General features: G+C 43.6%; 16 protein-coding genes, 1 pseudogene and 1 other annotated feature. Of the genes and pseudogenes, 8 read left to right on the top strand and 9 right to left on the bottom strand.

Going from position 1 to position 21,700, the window contains the following annotated elements; translation table 11 throughout:
• Positions 1–257: 257 nt before the first annotated feature.
• From ACTWPM_RS12530 to ACTWPM_RS12520, 3 genes are all read right to left on the bottom strand, one after another.
• Positions 258–500, bottom strand: coding sequence for a hypothetical protein (locus ACTWPM_RS12530; protein ID WP_443133378.1), 243 nt, complete (start codon positions 498–500; stop codon positions 258–260).
• Between the two features lie 137 nt (positions 501–637).
• Positions 638–898, bottom strand: a complete 261-nt coding sequence (locus tag ACTWPM_RS12525; RefSeq protein WP_443133377.1) for a hypothetical protein — start codon at positions 896–898, stop codon at positions 638–640.
• Positions 899–1,555: 657 nt separating this feature from the next.
• Positions 1,556–2,524 (bottom strand): iron-hydroxamate ABC transporter substrate-binding protein, encoded by a 969-nt coding sequence (locus tag ACTWPM_RS12520; RefSeq protein WP_443133376.1) that lies wholly within the window; start codon positions 2,522–2,524, stop codon positions 1,556–1,558.
• 187 nt (positions 2,525–2,711) lie between these two features.
• Between ACTWPM_RS12520 and ACTWPM_RS12515 the strand changes: the two genes are divergently transcribed.
• The 3 genes from ACTWPM_RS12515 to ACTWPM_RS12505 are packed head-to-tail and all read left to right on the top strand — an operon-like array spanning position 2,712 to position 5,776.
• The gene (locus ACTWPM_RS12515; protein WP_443133375.1) at positions 2,712–3,767 is read left to right on the top strand and encodes a FecCD family ABC transporter permease; all 1,056 of its coding nucleotides are present in this window, start codon (positions 2,712–2,714) and stop codon (positions 3,765–3,767) included.
• Positions 3,764–4,774, top strand: a complete 1,011-nt coding sequence (locus ACTWPM_RS12510; protein ID WP_443133374.1) for a FecCD family ABC transporter permease — start codon at positions 3,764–3,766, stop codon at positions 4,772–4,774. The genes ACTWPM_RS12515 and ACTWPM_RS12510 overlap by 4 nt, the downstream gene beginning before the upstream one ends.
• A gap of 15 nt (positions 4,775–4,789) precedes the next feature.
• Positions 4,790–5,776: an NAD(P)/FAD-dependent oxidoreductase gene (locus ACTWPM_RS12505; protein WP_443133373.1), complete on the top strand. Its 987-nt coding sequence runs from the start codon at positions 4,790–4,792 to the stop codon at positions 5,774–5,776.
• A gap of 75 nt (positions 5,777–5,851) precedes the next feature.
• Here the strand turns inward: ACTWPM_RS12505 and ACTWPM_RS12500 are convergent, their stop codons facing one another.
• The 6 genes from ACTWPM_RS12500 to ACTWPM_RS12475 all read right to left on the bottom strand — a co-directional run bounded on the left by ACTWPM_RS12500 (position 5,852) and on the right by ACTWPM_RS12475 (position 11,129).
• Entirely contained in the window at positions 5,852–6,184 is a 333-nt protein-coding gene (locus ACTWPM_RS12500; RefSeq protein WP_443133372.1) for a hypothetical protein, read from the bottom strand.
• Positions 6,185–6,267: 83 nt separating this feature from the next.
• The gene (locus ACTWPM_RS12495; protein ID WP_443133371.1) at positions 6,268–6,714 is read right to left on the bottom strand and encodes a DUF4385 domain-containing protein; all 447 of its coding nucleotides are present in this window, start codon (positions 6,712–6,714) and stop codon (positions 6,268–6,270) included.
• Between the two features lie 16 nt (positions 6,715–6,730).
• On the bottom strand, positions 6,731–7,675 hold the full coding sequence (gene glsA / locus ACTWPM_RS12490) for a glutaminase A (RefSeq protein ID WP_443133370.1): 945 nt from the start codon (positions 7,673–7,675) through the stop codon (positions 6,731–6,733).
• Between the two features lie 179 nt (positions 7,676–7,854).
• On the bottom strand, positions 7,855–8,880 hold the full coding sequence (locus ACTWPM_RS12485; protein ID WP_443133369.1) for a cytochrome d ubiquinol oxidase subunit II: 1,026 nt from the start codon (positions 8,878–8,880) through the stop codon (positions 7,855–7,857).
• Between the two features lie 32 nt (positions 8,881–8,912).
• Positions 8,913–10,241 carry a cytochrome ubiquinol oxidase subunit I gene (locus ACTWPM_RS12480; RefSeq protein ID WP_443133368.1) on the bottom strand — a complete coding sequence of 443 codons (1,329 nt, stop codon included), beginning with the start codon at positions 10,239–10,241 and terminating at the stop codon, positions 8,913–8,915.
• Positions 10,242–10,349: 108 nt separating this feature from the next.
• Positions 10,350–11,129, bottom strand: a complete 780-nt coding sequence (locus tag ACTWPM_RS12475; protein WP_443133367.1) for a class I SAM-dependent methyltransferase — start codon at positions 11,127–11,129, stop codon at positions 10,350–10,352.
• 219 nt (positions 11,130–11,348) lie between these two features.
• Positions 11,349–11,577: a binding site (T-box leader), on the top strand.
• Between the two features lie 106 nt (positions 11,578–11,683).
• Here ACTWPM_RS12475 and ileS point away from each other — a divergent pair.
• From ileS to ACTWPM_RS12450, 5 genes and pseudogenes are all read left to right on the top strand, one after another.
• Positions 11,684–14,773 carry an isoleucine--tRNA ligase gene (ileS, locus tag ACTWPM_RS12470; RefSeq protein WP_443133366.1) on the top strand — a complete coding sequence of 1,030 codons (3,090 nt, stop codon included), beginning with the start codon at positions 11,684–11,686 and terminating at the stop codon, positions 14,771–14,773.
• A 257-nt stretch (positions 14,774–15,030) separates the two neighbouring features.
• Entirely contained in the window at positions 15,031–16,392 is a 1,362-nt protein-coding gene (locus ACTWPM_RS12465) for a sigma-54 interaction domain-containing protein (RefSeq protein WP_443133365.1), read from the top strand.
• A gap of 272 nt (positions 16,393–16,664) precedes the next feature.
• Positions 16,665–18,068, top strand: coding sequence for a YjiH family protein (locus ACTWPM_RS12460; RefSeq protein WP_443133364.1), 1,404 nt, complete (start codon positions 16,665–16,667; stop codon positions 18,066–18,068).
• 12 nt (positions 18,069–18,080) lie between these two features.
• Entirely contained in the window at positions 18,081–19,403 is a 1,323-nt protein-coding gene (locus tag ACTWPM_RS12455; RefSeq protein ID WP_443133363.1) for an aspartate aminotransferase family protein, read from the top strand.
• A gap of 980 nt (positions 19,404–20,383) precedes the next feature.
• Positions 20,384–21,606 (top strand): annotated as a pseudogene (locus ACTWPM_RS12450) (IS110 family transposase).
• Positions 21,607–21,700: the final 94 nt, after the last annotated feature.

The raw sequence follows: 21,700 nt of genomic DNA, 5'->3' as shown, positions 1-21,700 counted from the left end.
ATATTCGTCATATTATGATATTGTTCGACTTCTGCAACGAACCTCCTGCTTTAGTAGCTTATTTATTCTGTCCTCTATTGTAAAAAGGGTCTAAAGTCACGGTTGGATACCTTATTTATACAATTGAATAGATGTAAGGATTTGATATAATCACGGTTCAACCCTAGGCACAGACGGGCTTATTCACTCAGAGTAAAAAACTAAAATCGAGAGTACAGAACGTAGTAAAAAGGTTCTGTAAATCACTATGTTAATCTTTAAGATATGTTCCCGTTACTGGAAGACTCAGTTTCGAGACTTTTGAGAGAATTAAGTCCTGCGGGGGACGATTTCGCTTTAACCCCTTTTCCATCTGAAAGAGCTGTTAACGATTGGTGTTGATTCTCACGAATCGCTTGTCGGTGGATGTTTGCCGCGGGCACGGCCTCAGCTAACTTGGTCAAGAAGACCACTTGACCAAGTGGATCTTCGGCTCGCGTTGTTCCCGCAGGCGTCACCACCGACCGCTCATCGTGGAATCAACGGAGGCTTATCAAAAAAAGTGGTTTTTTACCTATCACCAGATAGTGAAGGCACGCTTAACCCCTCGAACCTTGCGAAAGTTGAAATTATTCAATCCTCTGCGGTTGGCCTAGCTTTATAAGGAAAGATAAACCTTAAGCACGGCTAGATTTCTAGCAAGTACAGGTATTTGAAACTTGCTATAAAAGCATTTATGGCTGATACTGTCAGCTCCATTCTCATATAAAAGAGTCCGTTCATGAGATATGGCTGGGTTGATGGGGAAATGGCGAGACTCACAGTTTGAAAGCGGAAGCACCTTGGTCAGCGTCATATGGACTGGACGTTCAAATGTGGAGGTGCCTTGCTCAGCCTCGACAAGCTTAAGAACGACCATGAAAGGAAGTGCCCTTCTTCCTATCATGGTTGGACTTAAGACCTCGAGAGGCTAGGCACCGAAACTAGACTGAGCTGGCGGAGATAAAGAAAACACGAAGAGCGGAGCGATTCGATGTTGCCTTATCGTACAGAAGTGAGGGAAGTCTCACTAGACGCTAGGTGCTGGAGCTGGATAGCACCACATATCGTTTAGGCATTGGCTTATGACTCCATCTATCCTGAGTTTAAGAATGTGAGAAGGGAGTAGGCGAGATCCCACAGGGCGTAGCCCGAGGAAGCTCATGGTAAAAGGAGGATCGACTAAGATCGCCACGTCCTGTGGCAACATCGATCGACCCTACGTCGTTTAGGGCCATAGGAAAGTGTTCAAATGTGGAATCACCCCGATAGACACGAACAGCATAAGCCGAGCACCAAAAGGATGGTGGTTTTTCCAGCCGTTGATGAACGGCTTATGTCTCGAGTGTCTGGGTGATGAAACAAGACGAGTCATTTCCCCACCGGCCCTCTCCTCATATCATAACGGACCCAATATATCTCGAGTTCGAGTCTTCGACTATACGGCCCGTTAGTGGAATAACCTCAGTATGAATATTAAAAACTTTATTAGAGCCAAAAAAAGTGTAAACGTTAAAGTTTACACTTCTTTCATCATCTATTGAGTTAGCGTTTCTGTAACTTTATCAATAGTCATCCCGTGGGCGATCACGCCATCAATGGTCCAATGACTAGGTTCGTTCATTTGATAGACTTGATCATTTTTAACGGCGGGGGTGCTTTGCCATACGGAACTATCATTAAGAATTTCCAAACCGGCTTCTCCCTCTTGTGCAATTAAAAAGACATGGTCAGCATCCATTTGACCTAGTTTTTCTAGTGCAATTGGGTTCCACTGCGCTTCGGCTTCCGGCAGGTTTTTAATAAACTCAGGCTGCGTAACTCCAAGGTCGTTATATAAAATTTCTGCACCATAACGAGTGTTTTCAAAAACGTAGAATTGCTCACCTGAAGCCCATACAAATGCAACGGACTCATCACCAATGGACTCTTTCAGACTTGCCTTAGCTTCCTGTGCTTTCTGGTCAAAATCAGAGAGTGCCTGTTCAGCTTCTTTTTGTTTGCCTAGAATTTCACCCATTTGGGTTAATTGTTTGCGCCAGTCGGAACTCGCTTCTTCGCTAAATACGTAAGTGGGAGCAATATCACTGTACTCTTCATACGTACCATTTTGCAGGGCGGATGGACCGCTGAATATGATTAAACCAGGATTTTGGTTAATGGTTTGTTCTAATGGAAGATCCCACGCTATTTTTGGGACACCTTCTAATTGAGGCTGCAGATAGTCAAGGACAGTGTCGCCAATGGACCACTGGGCCACAGGTTGTTCACCAAGTGCTACTAAAGGATCTTCTAAGTAAGGAGCGAGAATGCGTTCAGGGTTGGAAGGGATGGTTACTTCTCCCATCTCGTGATTCAGAGTGCGCTCTTCGTTGGCTGTTTCACTTTGGCTTTGGTCTGAAGAATTGTCTTCAGAAGAAGTAGTGTCCTCATTATTATTACATGCCGTTACCAAGGTAAGGATGATCAATAGGGTGAAGAACAAAAAGTACTTTTGTTTAAGCATGACTTTCCTCCTAAGAAAATTATATTCGCTTCGAAAATGATAATCATTTTCATTGGAAATGTCAAGCTATCACCTGCCGCACCTGACTTGAACTACTAGAATATAATCGATATAATGATAATGATTCTCAATTTTAATTATTATAGATACATAAACTGATAGCTAGAGATAGAGAGGGTTTACTGCTGTGGGCAAAGAGGTTGAACAGACTAAAAATAATAAAAAAGATATAGAAGGATTAACCTCAAAGTTCTTCCAGGCAGGGCTTGTTTTTGTTCTAGCTATTGCTGGATTAATTTTGTCTCTTGGTTTGTCCGTTTCTTTAGGGGTAACAGATGTACAATTAAAGACGGTATGGGATTCCATATTTGCTTTTGATCCGGGTGTTACAAATCATCAGGTCATACGTGAATTGCGTTTGCCACGGGCATTTGCCGCTGCTCTGGTGGGCAGCTTTCTTGCTGTTTCAGGTGCTGTCATGCAAGGGTTAACTAGAAACCCGCTAGCTTCTCCATCAATTATGGGTGTCACCCACGGGGCTGCTTTTGCTCTTATTATTGCGCTTGTCTTTTTTCCGGCTATGACAAATCTTGGGATGACGATTTCAGCCTTCGCAGGCGCGGGTCTCGCTGTACTTATTGTATTCGGTGTAGGGTCTTTTTCGAAAGGCGGGTTGACCCCTGTAAAACTTGCCCTCGCGGGTGTGGCTGTTGGGGGGATGTTGAGTTCTCTATCTTCCGCCATTTCTCTTCATTTTCAGGTGGCCAAACAAATGAGCTTTTGGTATGCCGGAGGTTTGACGGCGACCGACTGGCTGTCTGTGAAAATTCTATTAGTCGTGGGAATGGCGGGTTTAACACTTGCCATATTCCTATCAAGGGCTGTAACGATCCTGAGTTTAGGAGAGGACGTGTCCAAAGGACTTGGGCAAAATACCTTCGTTGTAAAGTCTCTGGGAGTTGTAGTTGTTTTTCTATTAACCGGAGCAGCAGTTTCAGTTGCTGGCACGGTTGGATTTATTGGTTTAGTTATTCCTCACATGACCCGGGCTTTAGTTGGGACGGATTATCGGCTGATCATTCCAGTATCGGCCGTGCTCGGAGGATTGCTTCTCGTGCTTGCTGATATTGGGGCACGTCTCGTAAATGCTCCTTTTGAAACCCCGGTCGGAGCCATCACTGCTTGTATTGGCGTTCCATTTTTCCTTTACCTTGCTCGAGGAGAAGGGAGGGGAATGGAATGAACCAAAAGCAGAGACGTTTTGGGTGGATTGTTTTTATATTAGGAATTAGCACGTTAATACTATTTTTATTCAGCTTAAATTTGGGCGTGGTAAACATCGCTCCATTAGAAGTTATTCATACGCTGCTTGGGAACGGGAGCAGTAAGCAGGAGATGGTATTATTTGATATCCGGCTGCCGAGAATGGTGCTTGCACTTCTGATCGGAGCAGGGCTTGGAGTTTCAGGATCCATTCTCCAAGGGGTATCCCGTAATGACCTCGCGGACCCGGGAATTCTTGGGATCAATACAGGAGCCGGTTTTGCTATCATTGTGTACATTTTCTTTTTCCAGGACTCGATGTCCAAGTTAAGTGGGCTTGGGATTTACGCTATGCCCCTTTTTGCCCTGGCAGGTGCTTTTCTGGCTGCTTTCTTAATTTACCTATTAGCCTGGAAAAAGGGGATCAGTCCTGTTCGTTTAATTCTCGTTGGTATCGGTGTGAATTCAGGGTTTAGTGCAGCCTTGATTATTTTTCAAGTGAAGATGAACCCTCAAGATTTCACTCAGGCTATGGTATGGCTCGCAGGGGATATATGGGGCGGTAACTGGGACTTTGTTATCGCTTTGGCTCCCTGGATCATTCTGTTGATCGTTTACGCAATGTCCAAAGCTTCGGTCCTGAATATCTTAAATCTTGGAGACCAGATTTCTACAGGCCTGGGGGCGGCTGTTGAGAAGGAGCGCAGGCTTTTGTTGGCGCTTGCTGTTGCGCTTGCCGGTTTATGCGTAGCTGCGGGAGGCGGCATTGCTTTTCTTGGTTTGGTAGCCCCTCACTTGGCTCGAAGATTAATGGGACCAAAGCATGAGTCGTTAATTCCAGTCACTGCTTTAATAGGAGCGCTGATTCTCCTTGCGGCGGATACGGTAGGAAAGAACCTGATCGCTCCCGCCGAAATACCGGTTGGTATTGTTGTGACCATCGTGAGCACCCCTTACTTTATATATTTATTGATGAAAACCCATTAAAAGAGGAGACCAATTATGTACGAAATGTTTGATGTAACTATTATTGGTGGAGGAACAACAGGTTTATATACTTCATTTTACAGTGGCATGCGCGGTTTAAAGACCAAAGTCATTGAATATCATCAGGGTCTGGGTGGAAAAGTAGCTTTCTTCTACCCTGAAAAAAAGATTTATGATGTGGGAGGTTTTCTTGGGGTGCGAGGAGAAGATCTCGTGACCGACGTAGAAAATCAGGCGTTAAGCGTCCAGCCTGCCATCATTACAGGCGAGCAGATTCGAACGATTGATAAACAGGAGGATGGAACTTTTATCCTGACAACGGCCGATGGGGAGCAGCATTTCTCAAAAACGGTTATTGTGGCTTCAGGCATGGGTACATTTGAAATGGAGCCTCTTCAGGTAAAGGGAAGTGCTAAGTATGAAGGCCGGTCCATTCATTATACCATTCAGAATGTGAATCAATACGCTGGAAAAAAAGTTGCCGTTATCTCTCAAAGCCGGGTCGGAATCGACTGGTCGCTTGCTCTTGAGAAAGTAGCAGAGGAAGTCCATTTGATTAACTGCGGTGAGGAATTTAAAGCTGTATATGAACAGGACGTAGAAACTCTCGAACAGTCAACGGTCCACGTTCACAAGAATCAGCAAGTGGAAGCTTTAAAAGGGGAAGGGCAAGTACTTACTGGGGTTACTCTTCAGGATGGAACCGAGTTGGATGTTGAGCACATTTTAGTCTATGAAGGGTTAAATATTGAGAAAAGCCTGTATGCCAGTTGGGGGCTTGAAACAGAAAAAGGAAGGATCCCGGTCGGCACTGATATGTGCACATCTATTGATGGGATGTTTGCGGCAGGGGATGCAGCTATTTATCCAAGTAAGACGATGTTAATTGCTTCCGGATTTTCAGAAGCGATGACGGCTGTGAATAGTGCAGCTATGCATATAAATCCTAAGGCAAAAGCGCAGGTGTATAGTACGGTTATTTATAAGCATGCGAAAGATTAGCCCAAATAAAAGCCCAAAATGAGAGGAACTTGTTCCTGTGTAATCTCTCATTTTGGGCTTTTTAGTGGAAAAAAATTAATGGCAGATGCCCAGATTATAGGCGACGATCTTCAATTGTGCAGCAATTGTGATAAGCCAGGCTGTAAGGTTAATTATAAATGCTGCAGACCATTTTCGAGAATGAACATAGGATTTACGCTTTCTAAAATAATAAGTTATAAAAGGGACCGTAAGAATCGTTATGATAGTAGTTAATCCTAACAATCCTTTGTATTCGTTTGTCCATAGAAAATTATTAGGTAAGGGGATAATAATAGTTGGCGTATATAAGATGGAGATAAAATAAAACCCTAAGGTCCAAGAAATGAGCATAAAGAAAAGGCTCATCCAAAGGGAGAGTGTTTTCATTCGTTTCTCTCCTTTACGTCATTATTCCGACCCTGTGGGTCGGGTTAATGACATCTTATGTTTCCCCGCTCGAAAAGTCAATATTAACCGTATGATTTTTGGTGTTCTTTTTTCTTTTTCAGATATTCTTCATCTTCCCTTGCCTGGATCCACTTTTCTTCGAAAATCTTGGCTGATTTTGCTTTTTCTTCATCAATATCCCGTTCATTAATCTCACCGTTTTTATCGTACTTTTTACCGCCTTTATAATTCGCATAGCGGCGGGAGCGGGTATATCCCATCTGTAGAAATTTCCGGGCCATGTCCATGCCGACGAAGTCCTCATTTTTTTTGTATTCTAAGAACATTTGATAGATTTTATCCGATGATTCCCTGGCTATTTCAGGAGTTTTAAAGCGCCAGTGAGGCAGGATCTCACCTTTATAAGGTTCGACAAGCAGGACCCCTTGCTCTCCTCGTCCCACTCTATATTTGTCCGGATTTTTGCGGAAATCTGTATTTTTAAAATCGGTCGAATAATCGAATGACAAAACAATCTCTCCTTAATTAGGTATTCTCAATGCCAAACATATTTAACTCGAGATCCTGAGACAGTTTTTTTATAAGAGCCCCGCCTGCTGTGCTGTTGCCTTTGGGACTAATGGCTGGTCCAATGACCCCTATGCCCATTCGACCTGGGATAGCTCCTATGATACTGCCTGAGACTCCGCTTTTACATGGAAATCCTGCTTCTACAGCATAGTGACCGGAGGAGTTATACATGCCGGAAGTCATCATAATGGCTTTGACGGTGCGAAGGTGGTGAGGGGGAATTAATCGTTCGTTACTTTCAGAAGTCATTCCATCTCTAGCCAGGAATGCGCCTACGCGGGCAAAATCTTCCGAACACATCATGACTGAGTTCATTCGAAAATATAACTCCAGCGCATCATCTACACTAGTAACGAGCGTTCCGGTACTTTGCATAAAATAAGCTAGAGACCGGTTGCGAGCGCTATTGGCACGTTCTGCCTGGTACACTTCCTCACTCATTTGTAATTCGTTATTATTTGTTATTTTTTTAAGGAAATCAAAATAGCGGTTAAACCGGTTTTCTACACTTTTCCCTTTGATTAATGCAGCAGTAGCAATGGCGCCGGCATTAATCATCGGATTAAAGGGTTTGCTGGTATCGTAAGATTCAAGTTGACTAATGGAATTAAAAAAGTCACCCATCGGTTCCATACCCACCGTCTGGAAAACACGATCTTTTCCAAAATCTTGAAGCGCGAGCATTAACCCGATGATTTTAGATGTACTCTGCATTGGGATATATTGATGATGATGACCTGCTGATAGAGATTCCCCTTCATTGGTTATGATGGTAACGCCAAGCAGGTCTTTCATCGTTTCGTCAAAATTGGGGATGTCCATGTTTACATGCCCTGAGGAAGCGTAGGGTTTGCTGTCTTCGATAGCATCCTCCAGGTATTCTTCCGTGAGTTTCTGCATTTAGTTCTCTCCTTATCTATTATTCATCTCTACCTAGTTCCCTCTTAAATGGAAAGGATAAACCGCTTATCTCCCTCCAAATACTCAACCATGTAAAAAACAGGAAATAAAAGGAACCTCAGGTCATCCAAATTCTGGATGACCTGAGGTTCCTTTTATTTCCTGTTCTTATTCGTGGGTTAAGGTTGTTTAAGGTAGCGTCTATCTTTAAGGAACAGGCGCCAGAATAGATAAAAGGCCGGGATCAAAATTCCGAATCCAACCCCGTAAACAATTAGCATGGGATAGAAGGTTGATGGATTCGTAAATCCCTCTGCAATTGTAAGATGCGGATAGACAAGATAAGGAAGGTGTGCCGAACCATAAGCATAGATAGCAATTCCATATTGGAGAATGATCGCCGTGACAGCTAGCCTTGACCAGCCGCGAACTCCGTCCCGTTTTTTGATAAATAATAAAGCATATCCGATGATAAAAAAGAATACAGAGAACCCAAACCACAGCCAGTTATCCTGGATATTCTCTACGATCCAATTTGCTTCGGTCGGGAACGTACCAATCGTTAACATAGCAATGGCAATGGACACGGGGCCGAGCCAGATCGCATGCTTGCGAAATGTCTGATACGCCGACCAGTCATCAGCTTCCTTGGAATAATCCATAAGGAAAACTGCTGAAATAAAAAGCTCCGTGGAAAGACCGAATGCAATGTGCATATACAAGGTAGGGTGAGTGAGCAGCTCAGCGTAATGGAGGACCGGCAGATCGTTTTCAAAATCCACGAAACCTCCAAGCGTAATTGGTAGAATACTCACAAGAAGAGCGGGAATAATTAACCCAGTAAATCCTGAGGTCAGCCGCATAAGTTCCCGGTACTTATGAGTGTGATGTTCAAATACCATAAACGTAGTTCGAATGGTCAGCAAAAGTAACCCGATTCCAACGGGTACAAGCAAAATGCTGCCGAGCAAAGTTGTGGCAAATGGGAAGAACGTAACAACAGAAACCACAAAGATGACTAAAAAGACATTTGTAACTTCCCAGGTAGGCGACAAAAAGCGGTTCGCAATTTGTGAAGCACTTGTCTGATCGTTTTTACCGTAAATCATTCCCCAGAATCCTGCTCCAAAATCGAGGGATCCAAGGATGGAGTAGATAAAGAGTAAGCTCCATAATATCGTAATGGCGAGCGTCGATGCTTCCATAATGAATCAGCTCCTTCATAGGTAACGGGGATTTAATGCGCTGCATCCAGGTCTTCGCTTACAGGGTTCCGCTTGAAATAGGATCGCAAGACAAAACCAGTGATGAATAATAAAGTAATATACAGCGTTAAAAATAATCCAAGTAAAAATCCCACGCTGCTTGATTTAGTTGCTGCTTCACCTGTTCGAAGTACATCCGTTATGGTCCACGGCTGTCTTCCAATACAACTGAAGCACCACCCGGTTTCAATAGCAATCATTGCGAGCGGTCCACTGACCGCGAGAATAGCCAGAAGCCATCCGGGAAACTCTTTTTTAAGTACATGTTTCCAAAATAAAGCAAAAAAAGCGACGACAATTAACAGCGAGCCAATACCGACCATGACGTTAAATAACACGTGTACATAAAGAGGAGGCCACAGCTCCTCTGGAAATTCATTCAGACCGAGAACTTCAGTATCCAAGCGGTCACCGGCCAAAAAACTCAGGGCATAAGGAATCTCCACGGCGTATTTTACGCGCTGGTCTTCAAGCGATGTATAGCCTCCAATGGACAAAGGAGCATAGCGTGTGGTTTCGAATAAACCTTCAGCGGCAGCCAGTTTACGCGGGTTATATTCATGTAGCATTTGAGCCGTTTCGTGTCCATTTATCGCAGTAGCCAGGGACATGATGGCCCCGAAGTACAAGGCAATAGTCAGAGCTTTTTTATGATAGTTGCGTTCTTTGCTTGAGAGACCTCTTCTCATTAAACGGATAGCAGCAATGGAAGCAATGATAAAAGCAACTGTCATATAAGCAGATAAAGTTACATGGATGGCTGTCACACCAAAGCTTGGATTAAAGAAAGCAGCCCATGTATCTACATCCGTAACGCTTCCGTCAGGGGTGATGGTAAACCCTGCTGGTGTATTCATCCATGCATGTACATCTGTTATTAAAATCGCCGAAGCCGTAGCCCCGAGCGCAACCGAAATAATACTGATAAATCTTAAAACAGGCGGCAGCCGGTCTGCTGCATATAAGTAGATCGACATAAAAACAGCCTCTATTAAGAATGCAAATATTTCCATCTGGAAAGGCAATGCAATGACTTGTCCGACAATTTCCATGAAATTAGGGAAAAGCAATGATATAAGAACACCGACAATCGTCCCGGAAGCAATTGAAACCGCAAGTATGATGGCAAACCCCTTCGTCCACCTTCTCGCCATCAGTGCGTAATCGGAATCTTTTTTTATATAATGCAGAACTTCAGCGATGATAATCATCACTGGCAGTCCCACCCCGATTGTGGCATATATAATATGAAAGCCTAAGGAAGAACCAAACAATACCCTGGCCATAACAACGATATCCATGAAATATTCAACCTCCTATAACTATCAATCATTTATTTCCTTAATATCTATTTATATACAAAAAGAGGTAATTTCGATCGGCAGAACAAAGAAAGACACCCACTAAGTTCAGTGAGTGTCTTTCTTTTGGTAGAGAACCATCCATTCATCAATAGAAAATGAATCCATTCGACCTTCTTTAAGGATGAATGAGAAATAGGAAGAAGCTTCAGTGCCCGCTTGTAGAAAATATTCTTCCACAAGCTGTTGGCTGGTTTTCTCATGGAGTGTGCGTTCCAGCCAATCGCGGAAAGGCAGCTTTTTTTTGCGTTTAATTTCATTTTTTAGCTGAAATCCTGCAGGCTGAATCATCGCTTTCCATTCTGACACTTTCCAAGCCCGGTAATGGCTCGAATCACGCATTTGTTCGAACGTGTTGTAGAAAAGGTCAAGATCGTCATCCTCAGGGGCCGTGTTGTCGATCATCATAAATAATCCCCTGGGTTTTAGTACCCGATAAGCTTCTTCTATAAATTTCTCTGGTTCTGTAAAGTGATGAGGAGCAATTCGGCAGCAGACTACATCAAAGCTTTCATCAAGAAAAGGGAGGCTGGATACATCCGCAACAATATAGGAAAGGTTTTTTATATCATCCAGGTGCCGGGCTGTGTTTTGCAGCATCTCTTTGGTGAGGTCGCTTGCCACAACATGCTCCATCCATCGGCTCATTTCCCGGGCTACATGCCCTCCGCCAGTTGCCAGATCGAGCCCCTTCCAAACCGGTTCAGGCTTCAGCCACGCTGTAATTAAATCTAAATCTTTCTGGTTATTGTGGGTAGTACTGCTGACATAGGATTCCTTGTTTTTGGAAAAGGTAGATTGTATCCTCTTTTTCATTTCCTCAGACATTTCGCCACCTGCTTTCTGATTATTAGGTTTGTCATTAGTTTACTCCCTGGAAGGTGGAAGCGATAATACTAGTTATTAATCCAATTTGATAAGTAAAAGTAATCAAAGAAACCCAGACTGCTTATGGACCGAATAAATTCCCATAAAGATGGGCAGTATGTTGGGTGAAGAACCTTTGACAATTCAAGGATTTCCATGTACGATATGGAGAAACTACGTATTTTTTCGTTGACGAGAAGAGTAGGCTGTAAATGCTGTCCCCAGAGAGTCGCTGTTTGCTGCAAGGCGATGACAGGTTAGAGCTGAAGATCATCTCTGAGAAGGTTCGCTGAAATGAAGTAAGAGTAGGTGAAACCGGCAGACGACCGTTATCCGTTTTATGAACCGAGAGCCGTGCAATTGCTGCACGGAATATGGGTGGTACCGCGGATCTACATCCGTCCCTGTTATTTTAAGCAGGGGCGGATTTTTTATATTTAAAAAGGTTTTTTTCCCTTGAGTCTATGATTTATAAGTTTATTTAGATAAAAATAAAAGGGTAAGAGGTGGAACGAATGCGCAGTGTTAATACGAAAGAAGCAGCAGTAGACCGCGAAAATCGCGTCAAGGACTATTGGAACGCTGAGAATGTATTCAATCGTTCAATGGATGAACGAGAGGGTTCGGAAACGTTTGTATTCTACGAAGGTCCTCCAACAGCCAACGGACTTCCGCACGCTGGTCACGTGCTAGGTCGCGTCATTAAGGACTTTGTAGCTCGCTATAAAACAATGGGAGGCTATCAGGTGCTTCGTAAGGGCGGCTGGGATACTCATGGCCTGCCTGTTGAACTTGAAGTAGAAAAACAACTTGGAATTTCCGGGAAGCAGGAAATTGAAGAGTACGGCGTGGAGAAGTTTATTGAAGAATGTAAAAAAAGCGTCTTTAACTATGAGAAGCAGTGGAGAGAGTTTACGGAGTCCATAGGCTACTGGCTGGATATGGATGACCCGTATGTAACACTTCAGAACCGATATATTGAAAGTGTCTGGTATATCCTGAGTGACCTTCACAAACGTGACTTATTAAGCAAAGGGCACCGTGTCACGCCTTACTGCCCAAGCTGTCAGACCACACTTAGCTCGCACGAAGTTGCTCAAGGATATGAAGATGTAAAAGATCTATCAGCCACGGCGAAATTCAAAGTGAAGGGTTCTGAAAATGAGTTCTTCCTGGGATGGACGACAACTCCATGGACCCTGCCTGCTAACGTAACGCTTGCGGTACACCCTGAGCTTACTTATGTAAAAGCGAAGCAGAATGGTGAAGTTTATATCGTTGCTGAAGCGCTGGCTGAGAAAAACATGGGTGAAGACTACGAAGTGCTATCCACTCATAAAGGCAGTGAGTTTACCGGAGTAGAATATGATGCGCCATTCCCATTTGTTAAACCAGAGCGCGGCCACTTTGTGGTAGAAGCAGGCTTCGTTAACGCGGAAAGCGGTACGGGTGTTGTACACATTGCGCCTGCTTATGGTGAAGATGACTATGCTTTAGTAAAAGAACACAATCTGTCATTCTTTAACGTTGTAGATGGGCAAGGCCGCTATACTGAGGACATTCCTCCATTTGCAGGACGATTCGTAAAAGACTGTGATGTCGATATTGTGAAGTATCTGGCAAATGAAGGACTTCTTTTCCATAAAGAAAAGTACGAACACAGTTATCCTCACTGCTGGCGCTGTGACTCTCCGTTGCTTTACTACGCAATCGAAAGCTGGTTTATAAAAACGACAGAACTGAAAGATCAATTTCTGAAAAATAACCAGCAAGTGGAGTGGTATCCAGACCATATTAAGGATGGCCGCTTTGGTAACTTCCTTGAAAATATGGTCGATTGGAATATTGGACGTAATCGTTTCTGGGGTACGCCGTTACCAATCTGGATCTGTGACTCTTGTAATCACCAGTATGCGCCGCACAGTCAGGCGGACCTTCAGGAAAAAGCGATCGGTAATATTGGAGATGTAGAGCTTCATAAGCCTTATGTCGATCGCGTTCAGTTGAAATGTGATCATTGTGAAGGAACGATGAACCGTGTACCTGAAGTCATCGACGTTTGGTTCGACAGCGGCTCCATGCCATTTGCACAGCAGCACTATCCATTTGAAAATAAAGAGCAGTTTGAGAAGCAATTCCCAGCAGATGTGATCTGTGAAGGAATTGACCAAACCCGCGGCTGGTTTTACAGCCTGCTTGCTGTTTCGACCTTGTTTACAGGGAAAGCTCCTTACAAACGTGTGCTTTCCACCGGCCACATCCTGGATGAAGAAGGCCGTAAGATGTCGAAGAGTAAAGGGAATGCCCTTGACCCAATGGATCTCGTGAATAAATTTGGAGCGGATGCTTTCCGCTGGGCTCTCCTTGCTGATAGTGCTCCGTGGAACAACAAGCGTTTCTCTGAACGTGTTGTTGTGGAAGCTAAATCAAAAGTAATTGATACGCTTGTAAATACGCACGGCTTTTATACGCTGTATGCAAACATTGATGGTTACGAGTTCGATGCGAAGGAAACAGGAGAAAAAACACTTCTGGACCGCTGGGTACTCGCCCGTTTAAATAGTGTAACAGCTACGGTTACCGAGGCTCTTGATAACTATGACTTTACGAAAGCTGCAAAAGCGCTTGAAAAGTATGTTGATGAATTGAGTAACTGGTATATCCGCCGTTCCCGTGATCGCTTCTGGCAGGAAGGTATGACCGAATCGAAGAAAGCAGCTTACCATACCTTGCACGAAGTGCTGGTTAACTTGAGCAAGCTGCTTGCACCGTTCATTCCATTTGTAGCGGATGATATCCATCACAATCTAACAGGCGAAAGTGTTCATCTGGCATATTTCCCTAAAGTGGATGACAATCAGGCAGACAATCAGCTTGAACAGGATATGGATGCGGTCCTACAAGTAGTTGAACTGGCTCGCGGTGTACGTAATACCGAAGCGATTAAGACGAAGCAGCCGCTTTCTGAATTAGTTGTCATTCCTGTTAACCCTGAACAAGGAAAAGCACTGGAGCGATACAATTCCATCATCCGTGATGAAATTAACGTCAAAGAAGTGGTCGTTAAGCAGTCTTCTGATGATCTTGTCCGGTATGAAGTGAAACTGAATTTCCGTGCGGCAGGTCCTGTCCTTGGTAAAAATGTAGGTGCTGTTAAAGGCTATCTCGAAAAGCTTTCAGATGAAGAAGCAGCTAAGGTTGTTAACGATGGAAAAGTCGTGGTCCCAACAGGAGACGGAGAAGTTGAAGTACCGATGGATCTACTAAACGTAGAACGCGTAGCTGATTCCGGATTGTCTATGGGGTCCAACCAGGACTTCCACGTGATCCTTGATACAACGATCACTGAAGAACTTCGCCTTGAAGGTCTGGCGCGCGAAGTAATCCGTGTCATTCAGGACGATCGGAAACAGCAGGATCTTCCAATTGATCTTCGCGTCAATATTGCTCTCGATGGCGATGAAGATGTGAAGAAAGCTATCCAGCAAAATGAAGCACTAATTCGTGAAAATGTACTCGTGAAGAACCTTACACTAGGTAAAGCGGATAACATGAAAGACTTTACGGTGGGCGAAAGTCAAGTAAGAGTCGCGCTTCAAAAATAAATATGGATAAATAAAAGACCTGGCTCAGAGGTAATCCTCGGGCCAGGTCTTTTTAATAGGACAAAAACGAGCTTACCATCTTATAGAAGTGAAAGGGTGATAAATTTACAAAGTATTCGATCATTCTGGGTGGTCTTATGTTAACCTTAGAGTAACTATTATTCACTTATGAATAACGATTGCAAGCAATTTACTAGGAGTAAATACGATTCTATTGAATTTATATTCAAATTTGAATAATGAGGGTGGTGTGGGATATGACAGAGTGGGATGAATATAAAACAATCTTTCATTCGCTTCAGGAAGATATTCTCGTCACAAAAACGGACGGGACCATTGTGAAAGTCAGCGAAGGCACAGGGGCAGTCTATGATATTAATGCAGATGAGCTGATGGGCAGATCCGTCTATGATCTGGAAAAAGAAGGACTCTTTACTCCTCTTGCTACGCCAAAAGTGGTGGAGTCGCAAGAGAGAGCGACTTTTGTTCAAACCCTTAAGGGTGGTAAGAAATTGCTGGTTACGGCTTTGCCCGTTTTTAATAATGACGGTGAGCTTGTGCGTATAGTCAGCTACTCTCATGATGTAACAGAATTAATGGAAATTAAGGCTGGGATGGAAGAAATGACGGTTGAGATGGAGCGTGTGAGAGATGAGCTTACTCGGTTAAAGCAGCAGAATGAGGGAGAGTTTATCGCTAAAAGTGAGCAAATGCGCAAAGTCCTCGCTACAGCCAGTCAGGTAGCGGGTGTAGACGTAAATGTTCTTCTCTTAGGTGAGTCTGGGGTAGGCAAGACAGAGCTAGCAAAAATGATGCATGACAAAAGCGAGCGTTCAAGCGGACCCTTTATTGAAGTAAACTGCGGAGCGATCCCGGATTCACTATTTGAAGCAGAACTGTTCGGTTATGAAGGCGGTTCCTTTACGGGAGCTACTAAAGGAGGAAGGAAGGGATTTGCTGAACTAGCTTCTGGCGGAACCTTGTTTCTGGACGAGGTAGGAGAGTTATCCCTGGCCAATCAAGTAAAGGTACTAAAATTAATTCAGAAAAAAAAGTTCTATAAAGTAGGCGGCCGTAAAGAAATTCATTCCGATTTCCGCCTGATTAGTGCAACAAATAAGCATTTAAAAGAATCGGTAGAGCAAAAGCTGTTTAGAGAAGACCTTTATTTCCGGCTGAATGTAGTTCCTTTAACGATTCCTCCTTTAAGGGAAAGAAAAGAAGATATTACACCGCTTCTCCAATCCTTTCTCGAGCATTTTACGACCCGTTACAAAAGAAAAAAAGTGTTAGATCGAGATGTACTGCATGAATTGAACAAATTGGAATGGAAAGGGAATGTAAGAGAGCTTATGAATTTGGTGGAAAGATTAGTCGTTACTTCGCCGGACACTATTATTCTTCCTTCCGATCTCCCTGAATCCTATCAGCAGATCATTTCTTCCTATTCAGAAATGAATAATTTTGAGGAACCCTTGGCTATGACAATGGAAAAAGTAGAAAAAGAAAAACTGGAACAAGCGAAACAAAAATTTCATACAACGACTAAAATAGCAGAAGCTCTAGGCATCAGCCAGCCTACAGTAGTTAGAAAACTCAAAAAATACAGAATTAAATAATAAATTGGCACGATACTTGCATGTTACAAAGGTAAGAGACTATAATCTTTTGCCTTTTTTATTTGTTTTTGTTATAGGTCTTTGCTGTCTTCTCTGACAAGTGCTCTTTGACTAAAGGGGATTGTGGAAGGCGCCTTTTCGAGGTGTTGTGTGGAGGAGTGTTCCAGGAATCAGCTCGTCCAGCTAGTACAAAGATAGTGGCTGAAAGATTTGTCTTAACGTTAGGTTGTTTTCAATGTAACCTTATTAAATAATTTTAAGGAGTGGAAGCGATGGAGGTTAAGCAAAAAGAAGATTTTCAACAGGAGGAATGGAACGAGAAACTGGGAAACAGGAAGCAGCAGTCCCGGCGGAATTATTTTTGGTTTATAGTTCCCTCTCTATCAGGTGTTCTATTGTTTTTATTCCCTATTCCTTATGGCGGAAAAATTACGATTGGTGTCGGAGTTATGGCAGAAGCTGTACAGGCAAACCTGGAACCGGTTCTTCCGAGTTTAATGACAGGAATTCTAGTGATTTCGGCTATCCTTCCAGTGGTAGCGAAAACGGTGAAGCCAAAATTTATCATCGATCAACCGTTTATAAAACAACTATTTGATGTAAGCACGTTTTGGATGGTCACGAGAATAATTGGAGCTGTATTTGCTCTTATGACTCTTTTTGCCGTTGGACCGGAGTTTATTATTTCTGATGTTACCGGTGGCACTATGCTTTATTCTCTCGTTCCTGTTCTCGCTGCCTGGTTTTTGTTTGCGGGAATTTTAATGCCATTATTAATGGAATTTGGCTTAATGGATTTTATAGGGACAATGCTTCGCAAAGTCATGAGGCCAGTATTTAAGCTGCCGGGCCGTTCTTCTATTGATGCATTAGCCTCCTGGATGGGAGCGGGAACAGTAGGTGTCTTAATTACCACCAAGCAATATGAAGAAGGATATTATACAAAGCGGGAAGCTGCAACTATTGCTACGAACTTTTCGATTAACTCGATTGCTTTTAGTTTGGTGGTTATCAGCTTCATAGGTTTAGAAGAATTTTTTGTACCTTTCTATTTGACCGTGGTTATAGCCGGTCTGGTTGCTGCCTTCATCTGTCCAAGAATCCCTCCATTATCAAGAAAAGCGGATACCTATTATGAAGGAACTGGCAGGAGAATATCAGAAGATACACCTGAAGGAATCTCCAATCTGCAATGGGGGTTAAATAAAGCTCTTAGTAAAGCTTCGGAAGTTAAGGGTGTTAAACACGTAGCCAAACAAGGAGTGCAAACGGTCCTCGATATATATTTTGCATTGATTCCATTGGTCATGGCACTTGGAACAGTGGCTTTGATTATAGCTGAATTCACACCATTTTTTACGTACCTGTCTTTACCGATTGTACCTGTACTTCAATGGATGCAAATACCAGAAGCGGCTCAGGCGGCTCCGGCTATGCTGGTCGGGTTTGCTGATATGTTCCTTCCAGCTGTCATTGGCTCAGGGATAGAAAGCGAATTAACACGATTCGTCATCGCAGCCATTTCACTAACCCAACTCATTTATATGTCTGAGATTGGAATACTGCTGGTCAAATCCAAGATTCCTATTTCAGTAGGGGAACTTGCTATTATTTTCTTACAGCGAACAGTGATTACCCTTCCCATTATCGTAATAATTGCCCACTTTATTTTTTAGGAGGAGAAATATATGAATGCATCATTTGAGGATCTATATGGACGCATGTCTGATTTACTAGCCCCGAGTATGGCAAAAGACCACCCCAATTTACCGGTTGTAAAGGAAGAAGGATGTTACTATTACGGAACAGATGGCAAGAAGTATTTGGATTTTACTTCAGGCATTGCGGTAGCTAATACCGGCCACCGTCATCCGAAAGTCGTTCAGGCCATTAAGGATAGTGCAGATAACCTGATGCATGGTCCTTCCGGGGTGATCATGTATGATTCTATTCTCAGAGTTGCTGATCGATTAAAAGAGAAATTACCTGGAAATCTGGATTGTTTCTTTTTTGCAAATAGCGGTACTGAAGCTATAGAGGGAGCTTTAAAACTAGCTAAATATGCGACTCAACGCCCTTACACGATTTCCTTCACTGGCTGTTTCCATGGCAGGTCGCTGGGTGCCCTTGGGGTCAGTACTTCAAAAAGTAAGTATCGAAAATTTTTGCAGCCTAATGGACTGACTTATCAGCTTCCATACGCTGACAGCTCCGGATGTCCAGAAGGAAGGGATGCGGGGGAATACTGTGCGGAAAAACTTGAAAAAGAAGTAGAGCTATTATTTGATCATCAAGTAACGCCAGAAGAAGTCGCCTGTATAATTGTAGAGCCCGTACTTGGAGAAGGCGGCTATATTATCCCCCCTAAAACCTGGCTGCAAAAAGTTCGTGAGATTTGTGACCGCCACGGCATACTCTTAATTTTTGACGAAGTCCAGACAGGGTTCGGACGAACAGGGGAGTGGTTTGCGGCCCAAACATTTGAAGTTACACCTGACATCATGGCCATTGCCAAAGGGATAGCTTCAGGAATGCCTCTAAGTGCTACGGTCGCTTCTAAGGAATTGATGAGTAAATGGCCGATGGGTACCCATGGTACTACATTTGGGGGGAACCCTATCGCCTGTTCAGCAGCGCTTGCTACCCTGGATGTAATGGAAGAGGAACATCTAATAGATAATTCAAGAGAACTCGGAGCATATGCCTTACGACGGTTAAAAGAAATAAGAGAAAGGCATGAAGTCATCGGTGAGGTCCGGGGGATAGGACTCATGATTGGAATAGAAATTATCCACCCTGAAACAGGGAATCCGGATGGAGCTGGAATGATGAAGATATTAGACACTTCCCTTGAAAAAGGTGTTCTGTTCTATTTATGCGGGAAGCACCAGGAGGTTATCCGCATGATTCCTCCGCTAATCGTTACCAGAGAGCAGATTGATCAAGGCTTGGCCGTATTTGAAGAGGCCGTATATGAGTTCGAACAGAAAAAAACATATGTAGGTTCATAAACCATGAAAGCCTGGGCAAATTGCTCAGGCTTTTTAACTCAGAGCAAATATCATTTAAGAATTTTCTTATCCCGATTTTATTAATAGAATGGGGATTTATCAAAATGGCTCTGTTAAACTTCCGTGTTCATATAACCGTAAAGCTCCCGTTTGTTTAAGACTCAGTTTCGAGATATCTAGTGAGAAAGTTAGGTCCTGCGGGGAACGACTCGCTTTCCGTGGGCATGTGCTGAGCCTCCTCAGGCTTCGCCTTCCGGGGTCTCACCGATCATGTTTATCCCACAGGAGTCTCCTCGTTCCCCTCCGGACCAGCCCAAATCAGAAACTCGAAACTTGTTCGTCTTTCATCCGCTTGAGAAGTAATAACCCACATGGGCTTATATACTTTTTTCATGTTGGAACTATGCGAGATTGCCTGTTATATAAGCATTTCAGTCAGGGTAATGAGGAAAGGATACTCTCTTTCGGACGGGGGCGTTCGTCTAATAAAGTTGGGCTGGCGGGGAAATGGCGAGACTCCCATGGGAGAAGGGACTAGGTGAGATCCCGCAGGGAGTGAAGCGAGCGAGGAAGCTCACCGTTCCCCCATAGGAAAGCGAGTTATTCCCCCGCCAGCCCGCTCTTCATATCGTAATGGACCCAAGATATCTTGAAACTGAGTCTTCCACAATCCGGCCCTATTGTGTAATAAGTCTCTTTTGAAAAATCAACAATAAACTTTAACAGAGACGTTCATGCTAATTTTTCGCACCATGACATATGAAAATGGTTTCCTAACGGGTATAGAATAGTACAGTCAGCGACTTCTACCAAAGGTCGAGAAGGCGTGATGTCTTAGAACTCGTAACAGAGACGGATCTTCGGAAGCAAGTGTACCATGGATTGTCGCTTTCCTCGGAGAAGCACGTAGGGTAGATTTACACGTAACGTTTCCGAAAGAGGTGGCTGGCTACAACTTTCCCAAAGGAGGCGGGACCCTTATGCACGTTATAAGTGATCGTGTGTGTGGGATGGATGTGCACAAGAAGAGTATCACTGCTTGTCTTTTGATTTCTGATCAGAAGGAACTTCGTACCTTCGGGACCATGACGGATGACTTGCTTATCTTGTCTGATTGGATCCGGGAGAATGGCTGTACCCATGTGGCGATGGAAAGTACAGGGGTCTACTGGAAGCCCATTTATAATCTGTTAGAACTGGAAGCGAATTTATCAGTTTATGTCGTGAATGCTCAACATATTAAACAAGTTCCAGGAAGAAAAACCGATGTAAAGGATGCTGAATGGATCGCCGAGCTATTGAAACATGGGTTACTGAAACCGAGCTTCATCCCAAATCGAGAACAGCGTGAATTGCGAGAGCTCGTAAGATACCGTCGCAGTCTAATTGACGAAAGATCCAGGGAAGCCAATCGAATCCAGAAAGTATTGGAAGGCGCCAATATTAAATTGGGGTCTGTAGCTACCAATGTTTTAGGTGTTTCAGGGCGGCTGATCCTTCGCGATCTAATTAGTGGAAATACCAACGCAAAAGTACTGGCCCAACATTCAAAAGGAAACCTCCGTAAGAAACTCCCTCTCTTAGAACGTTCTTTGGACGGCCTGGTGGGGCCGCACCAGCGTAAGATGCTTAGTACTCAACTTGACCATATTAAATTCTTAGAAAAACAGATCGAAGATCTTTCTCAAGAAATTGACAACCGCATGGCCCTTTTGAAGAAGATATCGCTCTTTTAGATTCCATCCCTGGAATCGGGCGAGCAACCGCCCAGCATCTGATGGCAGAACTAGGATCTGACATGGGTCGATATGGAGGGGCAGACCACGTAACTTCATGGGCCGGTATGGCCCCAGGACAAAACGAAAGCGCAGGTAAAAAACGAAATACACGTACGAGAGATGGAAATAAATATCTTCGTCATGCGTTAGTAGAAGCAGCTACCAGCGCCACTCGCAAGAAAGGCACGTATCTGCATGCCAAATACGAAAGACTTAAATTCCGCCGTGGACCTAAAAAAGCGAGAGTGGCCATTGCCCGGACATTACTTGTGATCGTTTATCATTTATTAACGAAAAGAGAAATGTACAAAGAACGAGGGGCAAACCAGTATAATCAACAAGCATTAGAAGCCAAAAAACAAAAAGCCATTAAGAGTCTTCAACGCTTAGGTTTTGTAGTCGACTTATCGCCACAGTCGGCTTAGATGAGTGATGACATAAAACACCAAAGGGATTCAGGGGTTTTTAAAAAGCAATAAAATCCCCTTTATTTAATGCGGCCTTAAGCCTTTAATTATT

The sequence above is a fragment of the Halobacillus sp. K22 genome (assembly GCF_052246795.1).
In the GTDB taxonomy this organism is placed as follows: Bacteria; Bacillota; Bacilli; order Bacillales; family Halobacillaceae; genus Halobacillus.
The sequence above is the reverse complement of the archived record's forward strand: the minus strand, read 5'-3'. Positions and strand labels throughout refer to the sequence as shown.